At 66.8% G+C, this 20,509-nt stretch carries 16 protein-coding genes; 11 read left to right on the top strand and 5 right to left on the bottom strand.

What is annotated here, in order from left to right:
- Nucleotides 1-43 precede the first annotated feature (43 nt).
- On the top strand, nucleotides 44-1,537 hold the full coding sequence (locus AC1DDA_RS04600) for a malonate--CoA ligase (RefSeq protein ID WP_476795124.1): 1,494 nt from the start codon (nucleotides 44-46) through the stop codon (nucleotides 1,535-1,537).
- 103 nt (nucleotides 1,538-1,640) lie between these two features.
- Here the strand turns inward: AC1DDA_RS04600 and AC1DDA_RS04595 are convergent, their stop codons facing one another.
- Both AC1DDA_RS04595 and AC1DDA_RS04590 read right to left on the bottom strand, forming a co-directional pair.
- Nucleotides 1,641-2,405, bottom strand: coding sequence for an MBL fold metallo-hydrolase (locus AC1DDA_RS04595; RefSeq protein WP_476794819.1), 765 nt, complete (start codon nucleotides 2,403-2,405; stop codon nucleotides 1,641-1,643).
- 191 nt (nucleotides 2,406-2,596) lie between these two features.
- Entirely contained in the window at nucleotides 2,597-3,190 is a 594-nt protein-coding gene (locus tag AC1DDA_RS04590; protein WP_476794818.1) for an NADPH-dependent FMN reductase, read from the bottom strand.
- Nucleotides 3,191-3,266: 76 nt separating this feature from the next.
- On the opposite strand from AC1DDA_RS04590, the gene soxR reads away from it, so the two are divergent.
- Nucleotides 3,267-3,722 carry a redox-sensitive transcriptional activator SoxR gene (gene soxR / locus AC1DDA_RS04585; RefSeq protein ID WP_476794817.1) on the top strand — a complete coding sequence of 152 codons (456 nt, stop codon included), beginning with the start codon at nucleotides 3,267-3,269 and terminating at the stop codon, nucleotides 3,720-3,722.
- Between the two features lie 3 nt (nucleotides 3,723-3,725).
- Here the strand turns inward: soxR and AC1DDA_RS04580 are convergent, their stop codons facing one another.
- Complete coding sequence (locus AC1DDA_RS04580; protein WP_476794816.1) at nucleotides 3,726-4,526, bottom strand: creatininase family protein; 801 nt, start codon at nucleotides 4,524-4,526, stop codon at nucleotides 3,726-3,728.
- A 150-nt stretch (nucleotides 4,527-4,676) separates the two neighbouring features.
- On the opposite strand from AC1DDA_RS04580, the gene AC1DDA_RS04575 reads away from it, so the two are divergent.
- The 3 genes from AC1DDA_RS04575 (at nucleotide 4,677) to AC1DDA_RS04565 (ending at nucleotide 7,527) form a co-directional block, all read left to right on the top strand.
- The gene (locus AC1DDA_RS04575) at nucleotides 4,677-5,708 is read left to right on the top strand and encodes an ABC transporter substrate-binding protein (protein WP_476794815.1); all 1,032 of its coding nucleotides are present in this window, start codon (nucleotides 4,677-4,679) and stop codon (nucleotides 5,706-5,708) included.
- Nucleotides 5,709-5,833: 125 nt separating this feature from the next.
- Nucleotides 5,834-6,655, top strand: coding sequence for an ABC transporter ATP-binding protein (locus tag AC1DDA_RS04570; RefSeq protein WP_476794814.1), 822 nt, complete (start codon nucleotides 5,834-5,836; stop codon nucleotides 6,653-6,655).
- The gene (locus tag AC1DDA_RS04565; RefSeq protein ID WP_476794813.1) at nucleotides 6,652-7,527 is read left to right on the top strand and encodes an ABC transporter permease; all 876 of its coding nucleotides are present in this window, start codon (nucleotides 6,652-6,654) and stop codon (nucleotides 7,525-7,527) included. The genes AC1DDA_RS04570 and AC1DDA_RS04565 overlap by 4 nt, the downstream gene beginning before the upstream one ends.
- Nucleotides 7,528-7,561: 34 nt before the next feature.
- Here AC1DDA_RS04565 and AC1DDA_RS04560 read toward each other — a convergent pair whose 3' ends face one another.
- On the bottom strand, nucleotides 7,562-8,425 hold the full coding sequence (locus AC1DDA_RS04560) for a hypothetical protein (RefSeq protein ID WP_476794812.1): 864 nt from the start codon (nucleotides 8,423-8,425) through the stop codon (nucleotides 7,562-7,564).
- 307 nt (nucleotides 8,426-8,732) lie between these two features.
- On the opposite strand from AC1DDA_RS04560, the gene AC1DDA_RS04555 reads away from it, so the two are divergent.
- The 5 genes from AC1DDA_RS04555 to AC1DDA_RS04535 all read left to right on the top strand — a co-directional run bounded on the left by AC1DDA_RS04555 (nucleotide 8,733) and on the right by AC1DDA_RS04535 (nucleotide 13,567).
- Complete coding sequence (locus AC1DDA_RS04555) at nucleotides 8,733-9,878, top strand: MlaE family lipid ABC transporter permease subunit (RefSeq protein WP_441511086.1); 1,146 nt, start codon at nucleotides 8,733-8,735, stop codon at nucleotides 9,876-9,878.
- A 2-nt stretch (nucleotides 9,879-9,880) separates the two neighbouring features.
- Complete coding sequence (locus AC1DDA_RS04550; RefSeq protein WP_441511087.1) at nucleotides 9,881-10,735, top strand: ABC transporter ATP-binding protein; 855 nt, start codon at nucleotides 9,881-9,883, stop codon at nucleotides 10,733-10,735.
- Between the two features lie 3 nt (nucleotides 10,736-10,738).
- Complete coding sequence (locus tag AC1DDA_RS04545; protein ID WP_441511088.1) at nucleotides 10,739-11,881, top strand: MlaD family protein; 1,143 nt, start codon at nucleotides 10,739-10,741, stop codon at nucleotides 11,879-11,881.
- A 3-nt stretch (nucleotides 11,882-11,884) separates the two neighbouring features.
- Complete coding sequence (locus AC1DDA_RS04540) at nucleotides 11,885-12,481, top strand: ABC-type transport auxiliary lipoprotein family protein (protein ID WP_476779823.1); 597 nt, start codon at nucleotides 11,885-11,887, stop codon at nucleotides 12,479-12,481.
- Between the two features lie 372 nt (nucleotides 12,482-12,853).
- The gene (locus AC1DDA_RS04535; RefSeq protein WP_476794811.1) at nucleotides 12,854-13,567 is read left to right on the top strand and encodes a DNA helicase; all 714 of its coding nucleotides are present in this window, start codon (nucleotides 12,854-12,856) and stop codon (nucleotides 13,565-13,567) included.
- Between the two features lie 95 nt (nucleotides 13,568-13,662).
- Here the strand turns inward: AC1DDA_RS04535 and AC1DDA_RS04530 are convergent, their stop codons facing one another.
- A complete protein-coding gene (locus tag AC1DDA_RS04530; RefSeq protein WP_476794810.1) occupies nucleotides 13,663-19,893 on the bottom strand; it encodes an apolipoprotein A-IV repeat region-like domain-containing protein in 6,231 nt (2,076 codons plus the stop codon).
- Between the two features lie 253 nt (nucleotides 19,894-20,146).
- Between AC1DDA_RS04530 and AC1DDA_RS04525 the strand changes: the two genes are divergently transcribed.
- Nucleotides 20,147-20,485: an Hpt domain-containing protein gene (locus tag AC1DDA_RS04525; RefSeq protein WP_476794809.1), complete on the top strand. Its 339-nt coding sequence runs from the start codon at nucleotides 20,147-20,149 to the stop codon at nucleotides 20,483-20,485.
- Nucleotides 20,486-20,509: the final 24 nt, after the last annotated feature.

Genomic DNA, 20,509 nt, shown 5'->3' with positions numbered 1-20,509 from the left:
CGAAATCATGGGCAATCACCTGTTTGACCTCATCCGCTCGCGCATGCCGGCGCCGGATGCGCCCTTCGCCGAGCTCGATGACGGCAGGCGCTTCACCTATGGCGACATGCTCGCCGTCTCCGCCCGCTTCGCCAACGCTCTCGTCGGGCTCGGCGTGAAGCCGGGTGACCGCGTCGCGGTGCAGGTCGAGAAGAGCTTCGAGGCGCTGATGCTCTATCTCGGCACCGTCCGGGCCGGCGCGATCTTCCTGCCGCTCAACACCGCCTATACCCCGGCCGAGATCGAGTATTTCCTGGGCGATGCCGAGCCGGCCGTCTTCGTCTGCGATCCCGCCAAGGCCGAAGCGCTGCGTCCCTATGCCGAAAAGGCCGGCGCCAAGCTGGAGACGCTCGGCGTCGGCAAGGGCAGCCTGCTCGACAAGGCCAATGCCGCTTCGGGCGACTTCGCCGATGTCGCGCGCGGGCCGGACGACCTCGCCGCGATCCTTTACACCTCCGGCACGACCGGGCGCTCCAAGGGCGCGATGCTCAGCCACGACAACCTGTCGTCCAATGCGCTGGCGCTGGTCGATTACTGGCGCTTCGGCAAGGGCGATGTGCTGCTCCACGCTTTGCCGATCTTCCACACGCACGGCCTCTTCGTCGCAACGAATGTGATCCTCTTCGCCGGCGCCTCGATGATCCTGCTGCCGAAATTCGATCCGGATCAGGTCTTCAAATACCTGCCGCAGGCGACGAGCATGATGGGCGTGCCGACCTTCTATGTCCGGCTCTTGCAGGATCAGCGACTGACGAAGGAAGCGACGAAGCATATGCGCCTCTTCGTCTCCGGCTCGGCGCCGCTGCTGGCCGAGACGCATCGCGAATGGCGCGACCGCACCGGCCACGCCATCCTCGAGCGCTACGGCATGACCGAGACCAACATGAACACCTCGAACCCTTATGAGGGCGACCGGGTGGCCGGCACGGTCGGCTTCCCGCTGCCGGGCGTCTCGGCCCGCGTCACCGATCCCGAGACGGCCAAGGAACTCGCCCGCGACGAGATCGGCATGATCGAGGTCAAGGGACCCAACGTCTTCAAGGGCTACTGGCGCAACCCGGAGAAGACCAAGGCCGAGTTCCGGCCGGACGGCTTCTTCATCACCGGCGACCTCGGCAAGATCGACCCCGCCGGCTACGTGCACATCGTCGGGCGCGGCAAGGACCTGATCATCACCGGCGGCTACAACGTCTATCCGAAGGAAGTCGAGACCGAGATCGACGAACTGCCGGGCGTGATCGAGAGCGCCGTCATCGGCGTGCCGCATCCCGATTTCGGCGAGGGCGTCACGGCGGTCGTGGTCTGCAAGCCCGGCGCGGATGTCACCGCGAAGGGCATCGCCGCGGCGCTGGAGCAGCGCCTCGCCAAGTTCAAGCAGCCCAAGCAGGTCTTCGTCGTCGCCGAACTGCCACGCAACACTATGGGCAAGGTTCAGAAGAACCTGCTGCGCGAGCAGTACAAGGGCATCTACGCCAGGCAGCTCAAGGCCGGCGAGTAGGCGGCTCGCTCCGTCATTCTCGGGCGAAGAGAAGCTTCGACCCGAGAATCTCGTTCAGAAGATGCTCGGGTCAAGCCCGAGCATGACGGTTGACGCAGTCGGATCACACCAGCGCCGGCACGCCGAGTTCGATCGTCTCGCCATCGGCGGGGATGCGCAGGCGCTGCATGTCCACGCCGCGTTCCTTCGCCGCCTTCCGCAAGGCGGTCCGCGTCACCGTGGCGTGGTCGAGCGCTTCCATATGCGTCGCGATCACTGTCGCGCGCGGGAAGGCCCCGGCGAGATCGAGTGTCTGCGCGTCGTCCATCACGATCAGCGTGTTGTCCCACATCGCGCCGCAGGAATGTGTGACGATGATGTCCGGGCCGGTCGCTGCCACCGCATCGCGCAGCGGCGGGTAGAGCACGCTGTCGCCGCACCAATAGATGGTCGGCTCGCCCGGCGCCTCGAAGCTCAGACCCATGACGTGGCCCATCGTCTCGGCGACGGCGCCGGTGCCATGCTGGGCCGGATGCCGCTTGAGCACGATCGGCCCGAGCCGGACGAAGCAGTCGATCGCCGTGATCGAGGAGAAGCCCGCCTGCGCGATCGCCGCCTCGTCGCCGGGCTGGCAGATGACCGGGAGGTTCTTCGGAACGCGCTGCTTGGCGACCTCGTCGAAATGATCGGCATGGAGATGCGAGACGATCACCGTGTCGACGCCGGCGATGATGTCTTCGATCGGCTCGGGCAGGTCGACCATCGGGTTCTGCGAGCGCCCGGTGAAGGAGCGGCGGCTATGGCGCGCGCCGAAATCGGGGTCGATCAGGAAGGTCCTGCCGCCATAATCGAGTTTCAGCGTCGCGTTGCGGAGAAGTTTGAGCTTCATATCCGTCGGCTCCTCATCAAGGAGGGGCATTGTTCCGCATCCCACCACGAGGAGACCAGTTCGGATTTGTGAAGCGCTTCCCACGTTCGCGTGACGTATCGGCGCCCGTTGGAGAATGCTTCCAGCCCTCATCCTTCGAGACGCCGCTTCGCGGCTCCCCAGGACGAGGGCTGGCGTGATCGGGAAGCCTCTCACGCCGCCGCGAACTGGCCGTAGGGCACGCTCTCGCGCGCCTTGCGCAGCGCGTTCGCCCACCAATGCAACTGCGCCAACATGGTCGCCATCGCCTGTTCGGCACGGTCGGCGTCGAGCAACTGCCCCTCCGCGTCGAAGCGAGACCAGACATCGGCGAAGGCGACGCCGTCGCGGATCGGCGCGGCATGCAGCTCGCCGAAGACGAGACGCAACTGCTCGACGGCGCGCAGGCCCCCCGAGATGCCGCCATAGGAGACGAAGCCGACCGGCTTGCCCCGCCATTCCGGCCCGACCGCGTCGATCAGGAACTTCAGGATCGCCGGATAGCCGCGGTTGTATTCGGGCGTCACCACGACGAAGCCGTCGGCCCAGCCGATGATCTGCCTGAGCTCTTCCAGGGCAGGGTGCTTGCCGCTGACATGGCGTGGCGGCAGGTCGATCGCGCCGGGGTCGACGACGGCAAGATCGAACGGGCCGTCGCCCTGGATCTGCGAGGTCGCCCAGCCGGCGACCTTGTCGCAGAAGCGGCCTTCGCGGCTGCTGCCGTAGATCAGGGCGAGCCTGATCCGTGTATCGACCTTCTGGTGCATGGAAACGCTCCTGTTTGCATCACTGGAGCAGGGCTTATAGAACCTCAACTAAGGTTAAGGTCAAGAGGCTTGTTCCATGTCCCAGCATGCGCGTTTGCCCGGCGAGCTCAGCGTCGGTGATGTCGCCCGCCGCAGCGGCCTTGCCGTCTCGGCGCTGCATTTCTACGAGGCAGAAGGACTGATCCGCAGCCATCGCACGCCGGGCAACCAGCGCCGCTATCCACGCGAAGTGCTGCGCCGGGTCGCGATTATCAAGGTGGCGCAACGCGCCGGCATGCCACTGAAGACGATCCGCGAGGCCTTCAAGGCTTTGCCGCAGGAGCGCACGCCGACCGTCGCGGACTGGACGCGGCTGTCGTCCGCCTGGAAAGAGGAGCTGGAACGCCGCATCGACCGGCTGACGCGGTTGCGCGACCATCTCAATGGCTGCATCGGCTGCGGCTGTCTCTCGGTGCGCGATTGCCCGCTGCACAACCCGCTCGATCGGCTGGGCGAGGAAGGGCCGGGTCCGCGCCTCCTCGATCCGGATTGACGTTCAGCCCGCCTTGTAGAGCGTATCGAGCGGCATCCGCGCGACGTCGGCCATCAGCTGGACAAAGCCTTTCGCCTGCAGGGCAGCGGTGGCCTTGCCCTTCTCGGCCGTGGCGAGGCTGGCGTCGCCGACGGCGCCGGAGCGGTTCACATCCTGCGCCATCCAGGCGAAGGCATGCGGGCCGGTCGGCCGCAAATGCGTGTAGCCTTCCTCGGCCATGGTCACGGTATGCGGCTTGAAGAGTGCGGCCTTGCTCATGTCGACGAGGTCCGGCCGGAAATGCAGCATTAGCGAAGTCTCGACATCGCCGCCATGGATGCCATGGCGGATGTCGAGTTCGTCATAGAGCCCATCCGGCAGGCCGAAGGACATCCAGGCGGTGCAGACGGCGAGCATGCCCTGGCCGACGCGCAGCTCCCGCGCGACGATCTTCATCGGGTCGACATTGCCGCCATGGGAGGTGATCAGCACGAGCTTGCGGAAGCCGGCGCGCTTCACGCTCTCGCCGATCTCGATCCAGGAGCGGATGGCGCTCTCCCAGCCGATCGTCAGCGTGCCCGGCGAATGGAGGTGTTCGTTCGACTTGCAGACGGCCTGAGTCGGCAGGACGAGCACGTCGAGATCGGCCGGCACCAGCGGCATCGCCTGCGCCAGCATGGCGTTCATGACGGTGGTGTCGACCGAGACCGGCAGATGCGGGCCATGCTGCTCGATTGCCGCCAGCGGCAGCACTGCCACGGCGCTTTCGGGCGAGAGCGCGGCGAAATCGGAACTCTTCAGGTCGCCCCAGAAACGTGCGGTCATGATGAACAGGCCTGTCAGGAGCCGGCGGGGTTGCCTGGTTTCTGTGCAGAAACCGGGCGGCACGGCGTTGCATTGTCCCGCCGTCCTATCGCATGGGATAAGCAGACGGGCCAGTAGTCGGCTGGCGGCAGGCGCAGGGGAGATATCGAAATGACGACGATGAAATATCGCGTGAACCGGCGCGCCGCGCTCGGGCTGATCGGCGGTTCGACCGCATCCCTGCTCATCCCCGTGCCGGGCGCTCGCGTCAGCGCGCAGACGCTCGACAAGGTCAGCTACCAGACCAACTGGAGGGCCCAGACCGAGCATGGCGGCTTCTACCTGGCCGCGACCAACGGCATCTACAAGAAGTACGGCATCGACGTCGATATTCGCCCCGGCGGCCCGCAGCAGAACCCGACGCAGCTCCTGCTCGGCGGCCGCGTCGACATGATCATGGGCAATTCGCTGGAGGCGCTCAGCTTCGCGCAGGAGAACCTGCCGTTCCTCTGCATCGCCTCGATCTTCCAGAAGGACCCGCAGGTCCTGATCTCGCATCCCGGCCAGGGCAACGACACCCTCGCCGACCTCAAGGACAAACCGATCCTGATCGGCGCGCAGGCGCGCGTCGGGTTCTGGCCGTTCCTGAAGCTCAAGTTCGGCTATCGCGACGAGCAGATCCGCCCCTACACCTTCAACATGGCGCCGTTCCTGGCCGACAAGAAGGTCTCGCAGCAGGGCTTCCTGTCCTCCGAGCCCTTCGTCATCCGCAAGGCGGGCGTCGAGCCGGTCGTCCATCTCCTCGCCGATGCCGGCTTCGAGAACTACAACACCACCATCACGATCTCCCGGAAGATGGCCGAGGAGAAGAAGGAGCTGGTGCAGCGTTTCGTCGACGCGACGTTGGAGGGCTGGGCGGAATACATGAAGGGCGGCCCCAACATCGCCGCTGCCAATGCCCGGATCCTCAAGGACAATCCCGACATGGATCAGGAGAAGATCGACTACGCTCTCAAGGTGATGAACGAACGTGGCATCGTGCTCTCCGGCGACGCGCTGACGCTCGGCATCGGCGCCATGACCGATGCGCGCTGGGCGAGCTTCGCCAAGACGATGACCGAGGCTGGGGTGATCCCGGCCGGCGTCGACGTCAAGAAGGCCTACAGCCTTGCCTTCGTGAACAAGGGCATCGGCAAGGCATAGGGCGCGTCATGCTCGGGCTCGACCCGAGCATCTCGGAAACCAGCGCCTTCTCTTCATGAGCTTCTCGGGTCTGCGCTTCGCTTCGCCCGAGAATGACGGCATTTCGCAGATCGGATCATCAGGCTTTGGACACGGCCTATCTAAGCACATCCGCAGGCAAAGACACCACCGGCAACCCGCTGGTGGCGGTCCGGCACGTCTCGAAGCGCTTCGCCAACGGCACGCTCGCTGTCCACGATGTGGACATCGAACTCGGGGCAGGGCAGTTCGTCAGCCTGCTCGGCCCCTCCGGCTGCGGAAAGTCGACGTTGCTGCGCATGATCGCGGGCCTCGGCGCGCCGACCTCCGGCACGATCACCTGGCCGGCCGAGACGGGCCCCGCGCAGGGCAGCGCCGGCCATGGTGCGCGCGATCTCGGCTTCGTCTTTCAGGACCCGACGCTGATGCCCTGGGCGAATGCCCTCGCCAACGTCATGCTGCCGCTCAAGCTCAAGTGCGTGCCACGGGCCGAGGCCGAGGCGCGCGCGGCGCAGATGCTGGCGCTGGTCGGCCTCAAGGGCTTCGAGAAATCCTATCCGCGCGAACTCTCGGGCGGCATGAAGATGCGCGTCTCGATCGCCCGCGCGCTGGTGATGCGCCCGAAGATCCTGCTGATGGACGAGCCCTTCGCTGCGCTCGACGAGATCACCCGCCACCGCCTCAACGACGACCTGCTGGAGCTGTGGTGGCGCGAGCGCTTCACCGCCGTCTTCGTCACCCATTCGGTGTTCGAGTCGGTCTATCTCTCGCAGCGGATCGTGGTGATGGCGGCCAGGCCCGGCCGGGTCATGGCCGACCTCTCCGTCGAGGCCGACTATCCGCGCGACGAGCTGTTCCGGACCTCCGGCGAATACGCCCATCTCTGCCGCGTCGCCTCCACCAAGCTCAAGGAGGCGATCGGCCGATGAGCGCGCCCGTCGAAACGCTGGCGTCGGACGGCACCGACGCGCAGGCGCTGCCCGTCGCTGCGGCCGAAGCCCGCATTCTCGGCCTGCCGGCCGGTGTTTGGCCGCGCATCCTCGCTCCGCTCGCGATCGGCGTGATCGTGCTGGCGCTCTGGGAATTCGCCGTCCGCTGGAACGAAATCCCGTCTTATGTCCTGCCCGGGCCGATCCTGGTCGGCCAAACGCTGGTTGCCGATTGGGGCACGCTCTCCGGCTCGCTCTGGGTGACACTGAAGATCACCTTCATGGCGCTGGCGGCGGCCATCGTCGTCGGCGTGACGCTTGCCGTGCTGTTCAGCCAATCGAAATGGCTGGAGATGGCGCTCTTGCCCTATGCCGTCATCCTGCAGGTCACGCCGATCGTCGCCATCGCCCCACTGATCATCATCTGGGCCAATGATATCGACTTGTCGCTGCTGATCTGCGGCTGGATCGTCGCCTTCTTCCCGATCCTGTCGAACACCATCCTCGGGCTGAACTCGGCCGACCATAACCTCGTCAATCTGTTCGAACTCTACGGCGCCTCGCGCTGGCAGACGATGCGTTACCTCAAATTGCCGGCGGCTTTGCCTTATTTCCTGGCGGGGCTGAAGATATCCGGCGGACTCGCGCTGATCGGCGCGGTGGTGGCGGAGTTCGTCGCAGGCACGGGCGGCAGCGCCTCGGGCCTCGCCTATCGCATCCTGGAAGCGGGCTATCAGCTCAAGATCCCGCGCGTCTTCGCCGCGCTGGTGATGATCTCGCTATCGGGCATCGCGATCTTCCTGGCGACGAGCTTCGTCTCCCATCTGCTGCTGCATCGCTGGCACGAGAGCGCGATCAGGCGCGAGAACTGACGCTGACCTGGCGGGGAGTGGCCCCGCCGGCGCTTCAGACGAAATAGGCGAGCTTGCGATCGGCCTGCAGCGCGTCGATCTCGCGCAGGCCGGCCTCCGAATAGCCGGCGGCGACGCGCTGCGGCTCGGGCGAGGCGGCAACTGGTTCCTCGAAGGTGAGGTCGTCGTCGAGGAGATGCACGGTTCCCATGCGCGTCTCCGGTGCGGCCTGGTCGTTGAGCTGGTACGGAGCTGGCGGCTCGTCTGCTGCGGCGGCGCTTGCGTCGCGATACTCGCGACGGATCGTCGACGGGGACGGCGCGGTGGCCATGCTCCCCTCGGCCGCCGCGGCCATGATCTCGAAGCTCGTGCTCGGCTCTCGCGAAACCTCGCCGAAGGCGCGCAGGCTTGAATCCAGCATGGCGATGGTGTCGGAGATCTTGTCGATGCGCTGGACGAGCCCGTCGACGACCGCGATCGCGGTCGATATCTCGGCAGAGTGCTGATCGAGCTTGTCGCAGAGCCCTTCCTCGGCGCCCGCCTCGCGCAGGCTCCAGGCCGCCTCCTGGATGCTTTCGGTGGCGGACAGGACGGTGCCGGCTGCCTGTTCGATCCGGGCCGCGAGCCCGGACGAGCGGATGTCTGGCTTGCCGCTCACGCGTTCCAGGTCGCTGCGCAGATCGCTGATCAGGGCGGCGGCTTCGATCAGGTTCGTTTCGCGGCTGGTCTCCTGCACGCCAAGCCCGACGACCCGCTCGATCCGGTGAATTGCGCCGAGGAGCTGGAGCGTATCGGCCTGGCGGTTGCGCTTGGCGTATTCCGTCATGAACCAACGGCCGCGCGACGTCTCCATGACCGCGGCTTCGATTGCCTCGTAGTCGGCCTGGCTCAGCGGTGTCAGCGAGCGCGGTTCGCCCATGACCATTCTGCCTTCGATGAACCGGCCGAATCAACGGCCGTCGGGATGCACCAGGAGCGAGGCTGCTCCACGATTGTTTAAGAAATTGCTGCTTCCGGCGGCGTCGTCAGCGGGGCGCTTGCGAAAAAGGCCGATTCTATGGCCCTTCGGCAACGTTTGCCGGCGGAAGTGCGTTGGACATTGCCCTATGCTTGCCAAGTGCCTTGGTCGCGGCAATACAGAGCTTAAGGGGTCGATTTCGACGCGAGAGACTGGTGTTGCGCAGCCGCGAGGCTGCCCTGGGCAGGGCGAGGGACGTCATAGCGACATGGCGAGCGTTGATACCGCCGAACCGCAGACGATCATCCGCTCCGATGCCGGGACGGTCTCGGTGGCGCTTGCCGGTTCCTGGAGCGCCGACCGTGCGCCGCGCATCGAAAAGCTGATCGCCGAGATCGGCGAGGATCTGCGGCAGGCGCGGCATGTGCGGCTCGATCTTTCCGGCGTCAGTCGTCTCGACACGCTCGGTGCCTATGTCCTCAATCGCTTGAAGGAGCGGCAGGAGAGGGAGGGCGCGGCTGTCGATATCGTCAGCGACAAGCCCGAGCATGCCATCCTGCTTGCGGAGGTCCATGTCCATGACGCGGACCTGCAGGCGTCGCAGCGACATTTCCGGGTGGTCGACATCCTCGTCGATATCGGGGAAGCGGTCGTGCGCTTCGGCCGCGACATGGTCGGCGGCGCCATGTTCCTCGGCGAGGTCGTGGTTGGCTCCATTGGCGTCGTTCTCGGTCCGCGCAAGTTCCGTGGGCCGTCCCTCGTCAACCAGATCGAGCTGATCGCCTTCAACGGCGCGCCGATCATCATGCTGATCTCGTTCCTTGTCGGGTGCATCGTCGCGCAGCAGGGCATCTTTCAGCTTCAGCAGTTCGGCGCCGCGGCTTTCGTCGTCAACCTGACCGGCATCCTAATCCTGCGCGAGCTCGCCGTGCTCCTGACCTCAATCATGATCGCGGGCCGCTCGGGCTCTGCCTTCACCGCCGAGATCGGCTCGATGAAGATGCGCGAGGAGATCGATGCTCTGCGTGTCATGGGCCTCGATCCGATCGAAGTTCTGGTCGTGCCGCGTATTCTCGCTCTGATCATCTCGCTGCCGATCCTGACCTTCATCTCGGCCATGGCGGGCCTTGTCGGCGCCGGCCTCGTCGCCTGGCTCTATGGCGGCATCGGGGTCGATACCTTCCTCGCCCGGCTGCAATCGGTCATCACCTGGAAGCATTTCGCCGTCGGGCTGATCAAGGCGCCGTTCATGGCCTTCGTCATCGGGCTGATCGCCTCGATCGAGGGCTTGGCGGTTCAGGGCTCGGCGGAGTCGCTCGGACGCCAGGTCACGGCTTCGGTGGTGAAGGCGATCTTCATGGTCATCGTCGTCGACGGCCTCTTTGCCATGTTCTTCGCGTCGATCGAGTTCTGACGATGGCTTTCCCCGACAGATCTCCGGCTCCTGCGCCGCAACCCGTTTCATCGGCGGAAAACCCGAAGGCGGGGGAGCCCGAAGCGGTCATCCGGGTGCGCAATCTCAAGGTTGCCTTCGGTGAGAAGGTCATCATGGACGGCCTCGATCTCGACGTGCTGCGCGGCGAGATCCTGGGCTTCGTCGGCGGCTCGGGGCAGGGCAAGTCGGTGCTGACGCGCACGATCCTCGGCTTGGTCCAGAAGGCGCGCGGAACCATCGAAGTCTTCGGCGAGAACGTCGATACGCTGACGCCGCAACAGCGGCGCGTGGTGGAGCGCCGCTCGGGCGTGATGTTCCAGCAGGGCGCGCTGTTCTCGGCGCTGACGGTGAAGCAGAACATCCAGGTGCCGATGCGCGAATATCTGCATCTTTCACCTCACCTGCTCGAAGAGCTGGCGATGGTGAAGCTCGATCTCGTGGGATTGCCGCTCGATGCGGCGGACAAGGTTCCCTCGGAGCTGTCGGGCGGCATGATCAAGCGCGCAGCGCTCGCCCGGGCGCTTGCGCTCGACCCGGAGATCGTATTCCTCGACGAACCGACATCGGGGCTGGACCCCATCGGCGCGGCGGAGTTCGACGACCTCATCATGACCCTGAAGAAGACTCTCGGGCTGACCGTCTTCATGGTGACCCATGATCTCGACAGCCTGTATCATGCCTGTGACCGAATCGCCGCGCTTGCGGACAAGAAGGTGATCGCGGTTGGCCCGCTGGCGACGATGCTGGCGTCGGATCATCCGTGGCTTAAGGCGTATTTCGGTGGCGAGCGCGCCATGGCCCGGCTGCCGGCCGGGGAACGGGAACGAAACGGCTAGGGCATGGAATCGCGCGCCAACTACGCACTCGTCGGTCTCTTCACGCTCGCGGTCCTGGCCGCGGCGTTCGGCTTCGTCTACTGGTTCAACAGTGGCGCGGCCGGGCGCAGGGAGAGCGTGCGCGTCATCTTCACCGGCACCGTGACCGGCCTCGGCCGCGGTTCGAGCGTGCTGTTCAACGGATTGCGCGTCGGCGAGGTCACCAGCATCGAGCTGCAGCCGGACGATCCGCGCCGCATCTACGCCGTCATTCAGGTCGCCAGCACGACGCCGCTGCGCGAGGACACCCGCGCCCGCATCGAGGCGCAGGGCCTGGCCGGTGTGGTCGCGCTCCAACTGATCGGCGGTGCCCCGGACGCGCCGGTGCTGACCGCCAAGCCCGGCGAGCCGATGCCGACGATCATCGCCGAGCGTTCCGAACTGCAGGACATCATCGAGACCGTGCGCAACGTCGCGCAGAAGGCCGACACGATGCTCACCTCGCTCGACGGGCTGATCAAGCAGAACGCCGGTCCGCTCAACAACACCGTCCGCAATGTCGAGAAGTTCTCGGAGGCGCTGGGCAAGAACTCCGACGGTCTCGACAAGCTGATGGCCGGCTTCAGCAACATCGCCGAGACGATTCAACCCCTCTCGCAGCGGCTTCAGACTCTGAGCGAGGAACTGACCGGGGTGGTGCGCTCGGTCGATCGGCAGAAGGTCGCGGCCATCATCGAGAATGTCGACAAATTTACGGGCGCGCTCGGCGGTTCGAGCGCCGACGTTGCCAAGGTGGTCAAGGATGCCGCCTCGATCTCGGCCAAGCTCGACAAGGCGGCCGACCAGGTCGAGGGCGTGTTGAAAGCGGCGCAGGGCTTCCTCAACGCCGGCGCCGGCGGGGAAGGCCGCAGCGCGTTCCAGGAGGTCGCCGACGCCGCCAAATCGATGCGCGTGCTCGCCGACAATCTCGACAAGCGCACGGCCGAGATCACCGCCGGTATCAACCGCTTCACCGGGCCGGGGCTGCGGGATGTCGAAGCCTTGGCCTCGGACGGCAAGAAAACCCTGACCGAAATCAACCGGACATTGCGCAATTTCGAGCGCAATCCGCAGCAGCTCATCCTCGGCGGCAAGCCGCCGCTCCCGCAATACAATGGATCCCGCTAAGCGATGACGATCGAGGCAGCGCTCTTCCCGGCGACGAAGGCTCGCCTCACGGCCCTCCTGCTGGTCACCGGCGCCATGCTTGCAGGCTGCAGCGGTCCGACACCGACGACGTTCGACCTCTCGGCACCGAGCGGCTTCGGCAAGGTCGGCGGCTCGCGCGCCGTGATGGTGGTAGCCGAGCCGACCACGGTGCAGGCGCTCGATTCCGATCGGGTCATCGTCAGGGATTCGGGCGGGGCCCTTTCCTTCGTCGGCGGAGCTCAGTGGGCCGATCGCATCCCCGCGCTGGTGCAGGCGAGGCTTATCCAGACCTTCGAGAATGCCAGCCGCATCGGCTCCGTTTCGGCGCCAGGCCAGCGCATCCAGCCGGATGTGCAGCTCAACACCAACATCCGCAGCTTCAACATCGACGCTGCCACCGGGATGGCGGTGGTCGAGATCACCGCCCGGATCGTTGGCGATCAGAGCGGCAAAATCCAGCGCGCGCGCCTGTTCTCGGCCCGCGTGCCGGCCAGCTCGGTCGACGGGGCGGGAGCCGCGCAGGCGCTCGACCGGGCGCTGTCGCAGGTTCTGATCGAGATCGTGCGCTGGGCGCGCTGAGCCTGCCCGGCCGGCATCGGCTTGAGCATTTTCGAGCGAAGTGGCCTCGGTTCGCGTGAAGAAAATGCGACCAATCAAAGAGCTATAGCACCGGACCGAAAAGTGGAATCCACTTTTCGAAGAAATCCTATGTTAAAACAAAGAGATAGATCGCCACTTCGCGTCCGAGAGGACGCGCGGCGATCTAGAGCATTTCCGCGCTTCGAAGATGCGCGGAAATGCTCTAGATTCTGATTCCGGCTCGGCCCGAGCCTCCCCCCTCCAGCCGGGGAAGTATGATCATACAGGGCATTTTCGACGATCTGACCGACTGTCCGGGCATCACGCATGAGGAGGGATTGCGCTCGCTGCCCGCGATAGGAGGTTCATGTCATGACGTTGTCGGCCCCGATCCATCAACTGAAGCGCAGAGCCAGGCTGTTGAGCTGCAGAGAGCAAATTCCCCTCCACGCCGCTCTCGACCGTATCGCGACAGATGAAGGGTATCGCAGTTGGAGCTTGCTTGTCGCGAAGCAGCCCCGAACCGAAACGGCCCACGCGCTGCTGTCTCACTTTACGCCGGGCGATCTCGTCCTGATGGCCGGGCGGCCGGGCCAGGGCAAGACGCTGGCGAGCCTTGGCCTGCTGGCGGAAGCCATGAGAGCTGGCCGTCGTGGCGTCTTCTTCACGCTCGAATACACGCCGCTCGATGTAGCCGGCCGCCTGCGTGCGCTCGGCATCGAGCCGGATGAGTTCCCCGGCCTGTTCGACTGCGATTGCTCCGATGCGATCAGCGCTGACTACATCGTGGGAATGCTGGCGACGGCGCCGCGCGGCACGGTGGCGGTCATCGACTACCTGCAACTGCTCGACCAGCGGCGCGATACGCCGGAGCTGGCGCTTCAGGTGAGGACGTTGCGAGCCTTCGCGCGGACGAGGGGGCTGATCCTCATCTTCATCTCGCAGATCGACAGGTCCTACGATGCCTCGGGCAAGCCGTTTCCGGACATCGCGGATGTGCGGCTGCCCAACCCGCTCGACCTGTCGCTCTTCGACAAGGCCTGCTTCCTCAACCGGGGCGAGGTGTGCTTCCGCGCCGCGGCGTAGTGTCAGCTGATCTTATCCGGAACCACCATCTCGCAAAAGGAAAGGCCGCCCTCTCGGGCGGCCTTTCTCGTTCCAGTCCACAGGGAACCGGCCGCCTATTCGAAGCGGCCGCTGGCATGGGCCAGCATGGTGTAGACCTTGCCGGTTTCCGAGGTCAGGTAGGTCTTGGCCACCATCGAGTCGCGGTCGTCCTTGGCCGCTTCGCCGAGCAGACGTTCGAACTCGTCGATGTAGCGATCGACCGTCTCCTTGAACTCCGGGTCGCGCCGGTACTTGCGGCGGATGTCGTCGAAGGTCTGCTGGCCCTGCAGCGTGTAGAGCCGGCGGGTGAAGACGTTGCGTTCGCCGCGCTTGTAGCGATCCCACAGCTCGACGGCGGCGTCATGGTCGATCATCCGCGCGATATCGACGGAGAGCGAGTCGAGCTTCTCGATCGAATGGGTCGTCGGCTTGCTGGGCTCCGGCTGCTTGTCCTCGCGCGAAGCGCGGCTGAGCAGATCGGAGAGCCAGCCGGCTTTGGCGGGCTGCTGCACCGTCGCGTCAGGCTGCCGGCGCGGGGCCTCCTGGGTCGGAGCCGGGCGGCTCGGCGCAGGAGTGGGCTCGCCGCGGGGCTCCGCGCGAGGCGTGGCGACGCGCGCCGTCTCGGACGAGGCATCGAGCGAGGGGCGCAGCAGAGGTTCCGCTGCCGCCGGCTTCGGCTGCGGCGCCGGCGTGAAGGCCGGAGCCGACTGCGGGGCGGGGGCAGGGGCGACGGCGACCGTTGCCTTGCGGCTCACGACGGCGTCGATCGGCAGCGAGACGTCGCCGCGCCGGCCGGAACGCGTCACGATCTCGGTGAGATCGTTCAGCGCCTTGATCTGCTCGGCCACGACACGCCGCATCGCAGAGGTCGATTCCTGTGCCTCCTTCGGCAGCTCGAGCACGCCGCGCTTCATTTCTGCCCGCGTTGCCTCCAGCTCGCGCTGGATGTCGCCGGTGATGCCGCGCATATCCTGCGCCGCCTTCTGGAAGCGCTCGGTCACCTTGGCGAGCTCGCCGCTGATCTCGGTCGAGACCTGGGTATAGGCCTCGCGCAGGGCTTCCGCGGTGCGCTCGCGTTCCTTGCCGGTCGCGGCGCGGATCGTCTCGAACTGCTGCGCGATGGCGCTCGTCGTCGACTCGGCCGAGTCGGAGAGCACGGTGCCGATCTGGCGCGCCCGCGCCTCGGCGGTGCCGAGCGACTCGTCGATCAGCGAAGCGAAGGAGCGGGTGATCGCCTCGACATCGTCGGTGCGGTTGGCGATCAGCCCATGGAGCTGCTCCAGCGCATCGCGGCGCTCGGCCAGCGCCTTGCCGACGCGCCCTTCGATCTGTTCGAGCCGGCCGGCAACGGCGTTGAGCGCCGCACTGCTGGCCTGCGTCGCCTCGTTGAGCGAGGTGCCGCGATCGTCGAGCTGGCCGATCAGGGCCGTCGTTTCGCGCAGGGTGTCTTCCGAGTAGCTCTTCAGCTCCGCGATCTGCGCCGTGACCTGCTGCGAGGCGTTGCCTGCCTCCGTCATCACGGTGCCGATGACGTTCTGCAACTCGCCGACGCGGGTCGACAGGCTGTTCTCGACGGCGGCCAGGTTCTTGTTCGCGCCGTTGACGATCTGCTGCATCAGCTTGTTGGCTTCGCCCAGGCGGCCGAGCATGCCGCCGAGCTCCTCGCGCAGCTGCTCGTTTGTGCTGACCAGTGCCTCGACCGACTGCTTCGAGCCGGCCTCAAGCGTCTCGCGCAGCGCGTTGGACGAAGCCTCGACCGCATTGGCGATGGCCGCGCCGCGGTCACGCAGCCCGGCGACGATGGCGTTGCCGCGGCTTTCGAGCGCGCGCACCACCGTTTCCCCGACCGTGGCGAACTCGGCGGCCAGCGCCTCACCACGCTCATTCAACGCCTCGACGGCGCCATTGCCCTTGGCGTCGAAGACTGCGCGCAGCGCCTCGACCCGTTCGTCGAGCGACTGGGTCAGCGTTTCGCCCTGGCGGCCGAGCACTTCGACAAGGCCGTGGCCCTTGGCATCGAACGCGGTCCGCAGCGCATCCGTCTGCTCCTCCAGCGAGTTCGCGATCGCCGCGCCCTGGCGTTCGAGCGCGGTGACGACGCCGGTGCCCTGATCCTCGAAGATCGCGCGCAGCTGCTCGGCACGCTGGTCGAGCGCACCGGAGATGGCGTCGCCGCGCCGGCCGAGCGCCGCGACGATTCCCAGGCCGCGATCGTCGAACAGGGTACGCAGTTGCTCGGCGCGCTCGGTGAGAGCGGCCGCGATGGCTTCGCTCTGTTGGGCGAGCGAGGAGACCATGCCGTTGCCCTGGTTGTCGAACAGCGCGCGCAGCTCCTGCGCCCGTTCCGACAACGTGGCTGCGATCGCCTCGGAGCGTCCCTGCAGCGTCGTCGCGATTTCGTCGCCACGGCTGTCGAGCGTGTGAGAGACGGTGTCGAGCCGGTTGACGACGCGCTCCTCGAAGCGCGCGACGCTCTGGTCGAGCGTATCGGCGATCTGCAGGGCGCGGCCGCCCAGCGTGGCGTTGATGCTGTCCGCCTTGTCGCTGAGCGTGCGCGTCAGCGACTCGCTCTTCGAGGTCACGACCTCGCCGATCTCGTCCGCCTTGGCGGCAAGCGCGCGGGTGACCTCGCGGCCGCCCTCTGCCAGCACCCGGGCGATGTCGACCGTGCGTTCCACCAGCGCCTCGTTGAGGGCAGTGGCGCGCGAGCCGAGGCTGCCGTCGATGCGGGCGATCAGGCTGTCGAGCGCGCCGGCGATCTCGGCGCTCTTGGCGCCCGAGCGGTCCTCGAACAGCTTGATCTGGCCTTCCATCGCATCCGCGGCTTCGCGGGTGCGGCTGGCGAGGAGTTCTGCGGCTTCGAGCGCGCGGGTGCCGACCTTGTCGGCGAGCGTGACGCCGTCCTCGGAGATCAGCTTCTCGACCTGGGCGATGCCGCTATGCAGCGCCTCGGTGAGCTCGCGGGCATCGCCGGAAATCTTGGCGGTGAGAGCGCCGCCCTGATGGACGATCAGATCCTCGAAGGCGCTCAGGCGCGCGCCGAGGGCGGTCTCGACCTCGCGGCCCTGCGTGTCGAACAAGGTGGCCAGCGCCGAGAGGCGGGCGCCGAGCGCGGTGTCGATCTCGCGGCCCTGCGTGTCGAACAGGGTGGACAGCGTCGACAGGCGGGCGCCGAGCGCGGTGTCGATCTCGCGGCCCTGCGTGTCGAACAGCGTGGACAGCGTCGCCATGCGCGAGCCGAGCGCGGTCTCGATCTCGCGGCCACGCTCGTCGAAGAGGCGAGTCAGCGCGTCGTGGCGCTGCGCCAGGGCTTCGGTCAATGCCTGGGCGCGGCCCTCGACCGAACGCAGCATCGATTCCGCGTTGGCGGAAAGCGCTTCGTTGACGCGTCCGCCCTGCTGGGTGAGCGCCATCACGATCTCGCGGCCGGTGCCGGCGAGCATGGTGCGCGCGTCCTCGGCATGGATCGTGAAGGTGTCGCGCAGGCCCTGCGTCGCCTCGAAGACTCGGTCGGCGACATGGCGGCCGTCGACATTGATCGTCTCGGTGAGCGTGCGGGTCGCCTCGGTCATGCGGCGCGCCAAATCTTCGCTCTGCTCGCCGAGCAGGGTGTGGACCTCGCGACCGGTGCTGACGAGGTCGCGGACCATCGTCTCGCGCTGCTCGCCGAGCAGGGCGCCGACCTTGTCGCCGGTCTCGCCGATGCTCGCGAGGAAACCCGTCTGCTGCTGTTCCAGTGCGTTCTGCGCGGCTTCTACGCTGCCGGTGATGCGCTGGGCGAGCACCATGCCGCGCTCTTCCAGCTTCTGGTCGATGCTCTCGCCGGTTTCGGCGAGGCGGGAGATCAGCGCGTTGCTGCGCTCGGCCAGGATGCCGTGCACGGAACGGCCGACATCGGCGACGCGGCTCGCCAGAGCCTGGCTCTCGCTGCCGAGCAGATCCTTGATCTCGAGGCCTGCCTGCGAAACCTTCACGGTCATTGCGCCGGCCTGCTCTTCCAGCAGGGCGCTGACGCGCATGCCGGTCTCCGAGAGGCCCGAGATCAGGCGCTCGCTCTGGTGGCCGACGACGTTCCCGACGTCCTGGCCGGCCTGGGTCAGGCGGCCGACGAGCAGGTCGCTCTCGTCGCGCAGGCGGGTCTCGACGGTGTTGACGGCACCCGACACGCTTGCGACCAGCGCCTCGCTGCGCTCCGAGAGCAGCCGCGCGACATCAGCGCCGGCATCGGAAACGCGGGCGACGGTGGCATCGCCTTGTTCGCCCATGAGCGCGGTCAGGTTGCGGCTCGCTTCGGAAACATTGGCGACGGCCGCTTCGCTGCGTTCCACGAGCAGGCGGGCCAGCTCGCTGCCGGCCTCCGAGACGCGGGCCACGGCGGAACCGCTCTGCTGGCCGACGAGGTTGGCGAGTTCGTTGCCGGCGCCGGAAACGCGCTCGACGAGCTTCTCGGCCTGCTGGTCGAGCAGAGCATGCACGGTCTCGCCGGTTTCGCCGAGGCGATCGACCAGCTTGCCGGCCTGCTCGGTGAACAGGCCGTGCACCTGGCCGGCGACATCGGTGATGCGGCCGGTGAGCGCATCGCCATGCTTCTCGACGGCATTGCTCAGCGTCTCGCTGGCGTCGTTGACGCGCAGGATGATCGCCTCGCTGCGCTCGCGCAGCACATCGTCTACGGTCCGGGCGGTGTCGTTGAGGCGGCCGACCAGCGTGTCGCCATGCGTGCCGATGAGGGCATGGACGCTCTCGCCGACCTGCGTGAGGCGGCTGGCGATGGCCTCGTTCTGGCGGATGAGCAGGCCGTTGACGCCACGGCCGACCTCGGCGAGGCGGGTGGTGACGCTCTCGCCCTCGTCGGAGAGGGCGCTGCGAAGCGCCTCGCCGGACTCCGACAGGCGCTTCTGCAAGGCTTCGCTCTGGCTCTCGATCAGCGCGACCATATTGCGGCTGCTGGTCTCGAAGCGCTCCGCCGCCTCGGTCCCGCGGGCGGAGATGTCCTTGGCCAGCGTCTCGCCGGTGCTCTTCAGGGTCTCGTTGACGACATCGACGCGGGCGGTCAGCGACTCCGCGACCTGCGCGCCGGTCTCGCTGATGGCGCGGGTGACGCCCTGGGCGCTGGCTGTCAGACCTTCGGTCAGCGAAGCGCCCGTGCGTTCCAGCGAGCCTGCGATCTCCTTGGCGCGACCGTCGAGCATGGTCGAAAGATTGTCGCTGGCGCCGGCCAGCCGCTCGGAGACCTCGCCCGAAGTCACCTGCAGCCTCTCGACGAGATCATGTCCGCGGCCGCTGATCTCCTCGACCATCCGCTCGCCGGCCCGGCCGAGCGCCTGGGTGATCTGGTCGCCCTTGGCCCCGAGCGAACCGGTGACGCGGTCGCCTGCCTGCGCGACGGCCTCGGCGATGACACGGCTGGCGCTGTCTAGGTCCTTGGCGAGCCCGTCATGCGCGCCGCTGATCGCGAGCTTGACGCGCTCGGCATTGCCGACCACGGCCTCGCGCTGGGTGACGAGTTCGTCGATCAGAGAACGCAGCCGGATTTCGTTGTCGGCATAGGCGCGCTCGAGCGTCGAGATCTCGCCGCGCACGATCGTCTCCAATTCGCCGGCGCGCGCCACGGCGCGCTCGATGCCGTCGCCCATGGCGGCGACCTCGCGGCGGATGGTCTGGCTGAGCGACAGGACGGAATCCGCCCCTGCGACCTCAGGCTCGGCGAGACGCAGCGCGACCTCGGTCATCGCCCGCGAGATCAGGCGCATCTCCTGCGTGCGGCGATAGAGCGCCGCCAGCACGAAGAAGAACACGACCGGCGCGCCGATCGAGAGCGCAAGCAGCGTCCATTCGCCGATGCCGAAATTGGCGACCGGTTCGGGAAGACCATTGCTGAACGAGCCGTAGCGGCCGAACAGCACGAAAGCGGCGCCGCCCAGCCAGGCGAGCGAGGCGAGCGCGGCGAACCAATAAGGCTTGCGCGACGGGCGGACGGCGAACGCCTGCACCAGCGAGCTGGAATCGCGGCGGTCGTCATTGGCGACGCGGGTGGTGTCGGGCGCGAGCGCGGCACTGGCGCGCGGCTGCGCCGGGGGAGGGGTTACGGGCGCGGGCTGCGCGGCGGCGGCTGCAGGCTCGACACGCGGCAATTCGAGCCTGAGATCATTCTCGCTGGTGATGGGAAGCCGGGGCTCGGCGCTGACCAGCGTCTCCGTCTCGCCTCTGGCGATGTCGGATTGGGGCTGGTCGAGTCGAAGCGCCTCCTCGATCGCCGACATCGCAGCTTCAGTGGGATCCTGGAGCTTCTTGGGTCGATTCATCGTTGCCGCCTCGCCACGCTACTGACGATGGACGCGAAAACCCGTCCCCGTCGCCCCTTGCCGCCTCTGGCCGGGATGATCGGAGACACTGCGCCCATCATTTACCAATTGGAAGGGTAGTGGAGCCCCGTAACCTTGGAAACCCATTTGAGTGCTCGATTCACAAACGTCGTTAACGCCTCGTTCACCATCAAGGCGCTTCTTGGAGTGGGTGAGACCGCCCATGCGGCGATCCGATGTTCACGAGTTGCCCATGCCCCAGAGCGCGATCGATACCGAGCATCTTCACCGCCAGACCGGCGGCGATCATGAGCTCGAGCGCGAATTGCTCACCTTGTTCGCCCAGCAATGCGTGGCGCATCTTCGCACCATCCACGGCAGCGCGGACACGCAAGCTCGGATGGACGCGGCGCACACCTTGAAGGGCGCTGCCCGCGCCATTGGCGCCTGGCAGGTCGCCGAAGCGGCCGACCGGATCGAGCACAGCCTCGGCGATGCGGAGCCGCGTCTGACCGAGAGCGCTCTTGATGAACTGGCCTTGGCCGCCGCCGAGGCGCGGGCGGCGATCGCGCGCTTCGACTGCGCGGCCTGAACGGGCGCTGCGGCGGAAAAGCCC

This window comes from Allobosea sp. 10N428, assembly GCF_056394545.1.
This window is presented reverse-complemented; position numbering and strand designations above follow the sequence as displayed.

Bases quoted from the DNA above. Each gene is read 5' to 3' on its own strand.
- AC1DDA_RS04600 (WP_476795124.1), top strand. From the start codon at position 44: ATGCCGGCGCCGGATGCGCCCTTCGCCGAGCTCGATGACGGCAGGCGC.
- AC1DDA_RS04595 (WP_476794819.1), bottom strand. From the start codon at position 2,405: ATGAAGCTCAAACTTCTCCGCAACGCGACGCTGAAACTCGATTATGGC.
- AC1DDA_RS04590 (WP_476794818.1), bottom strand. From the start codon at position 3,190: ATGCACCAGAAGGTCGATACACGGATCAGGCTCGCCCTGATCTACGGC.
- soxR (WP_476794817.1), top strand. From the start codon at position 3,267: ATGTCCCAGCATGCGCGTTTGCCCGGCGAGCTCAGCGTCGGTGATGTC.
- AC1DDA_RS04580 (WP_476794816.1), bottom strand. From the start codon at position 4,526: ATGACCGCACGTTTCTGGGGCGACCTGAAGAGTTCCGATTTCGCCGCG.
- AC1DDA_RS04575 (WP_476794815.1), top strand. From the start codon at position 4,677: ATGACGACGATGAAATATCGCGTGAACCGGCGCGCCGCGCTCGGGCTG.
- AC1DDA_RS04565 (WP_476794813.1), top strand. From the start codon at position 6,652: ATGAGCGCGCCCGTCGAAACGCTGGCGTCGGACGGCACCGACGCGCAG.
- AC1DDA_RS04560 (WP_476794812.1), bottom strand. From the start codon at position 8,425: ATGGGCGAACCGCGCTCGCTGACACCGCTGAGCCAGGCCGACTACGAG.
- AC1DDA_RS04555 (WP_441511086.1), top strand. From the start codon at position 8,733: ATGGCGAGCGTTGATACCGCCGAACCGCAGACGATCATCCGCTCCGAT.
- AC1DDA_RS04550 (WP_441511087.1), top strand. From the start codon at position 9,881: ATGGCTTTCCCCGACAGATCTCCGGCTCCTGCGCCGCAACCCGTTTCA.
- AC1DDA_RS04545 (WP_441511088.1), top strand. From the start codon at position 10,739: ATGGAATCGCGCGCCAACTACGCACTCGTCGGTCTCTTCACGCTCGCG.
- AC1DDA_RS04540 (WP_476779823.1), top strand. From the start codon at position 11,885: ATGACGATCGAGGCAGCGCTCTTCCCGGCGACGAAGGCTCGCCTCACG.
- AC1DDA_RS04535 (WP_476794811.1), top strand. From the start codon at position 12,854: ATGACGTTGTCGGCCCCGATCCATCAACTGAAGCGCAGAGCCAGGCTG.
- AC1DDA_RS04530 (WP_476794810.1), bottom strand. From the start codon at position 19,893: ATGAATCGACCCAAGAAGCTCCAGGATCCCACTGAAGCTGCGATGTCG.
- AC1DDA_RS04525 (WP_476794809.1), top strand. From the start codon at position 20,147: ATGCCCCAGAGCGCGATCGATACCGAGCATCTTCACCGCCAGACCGGC.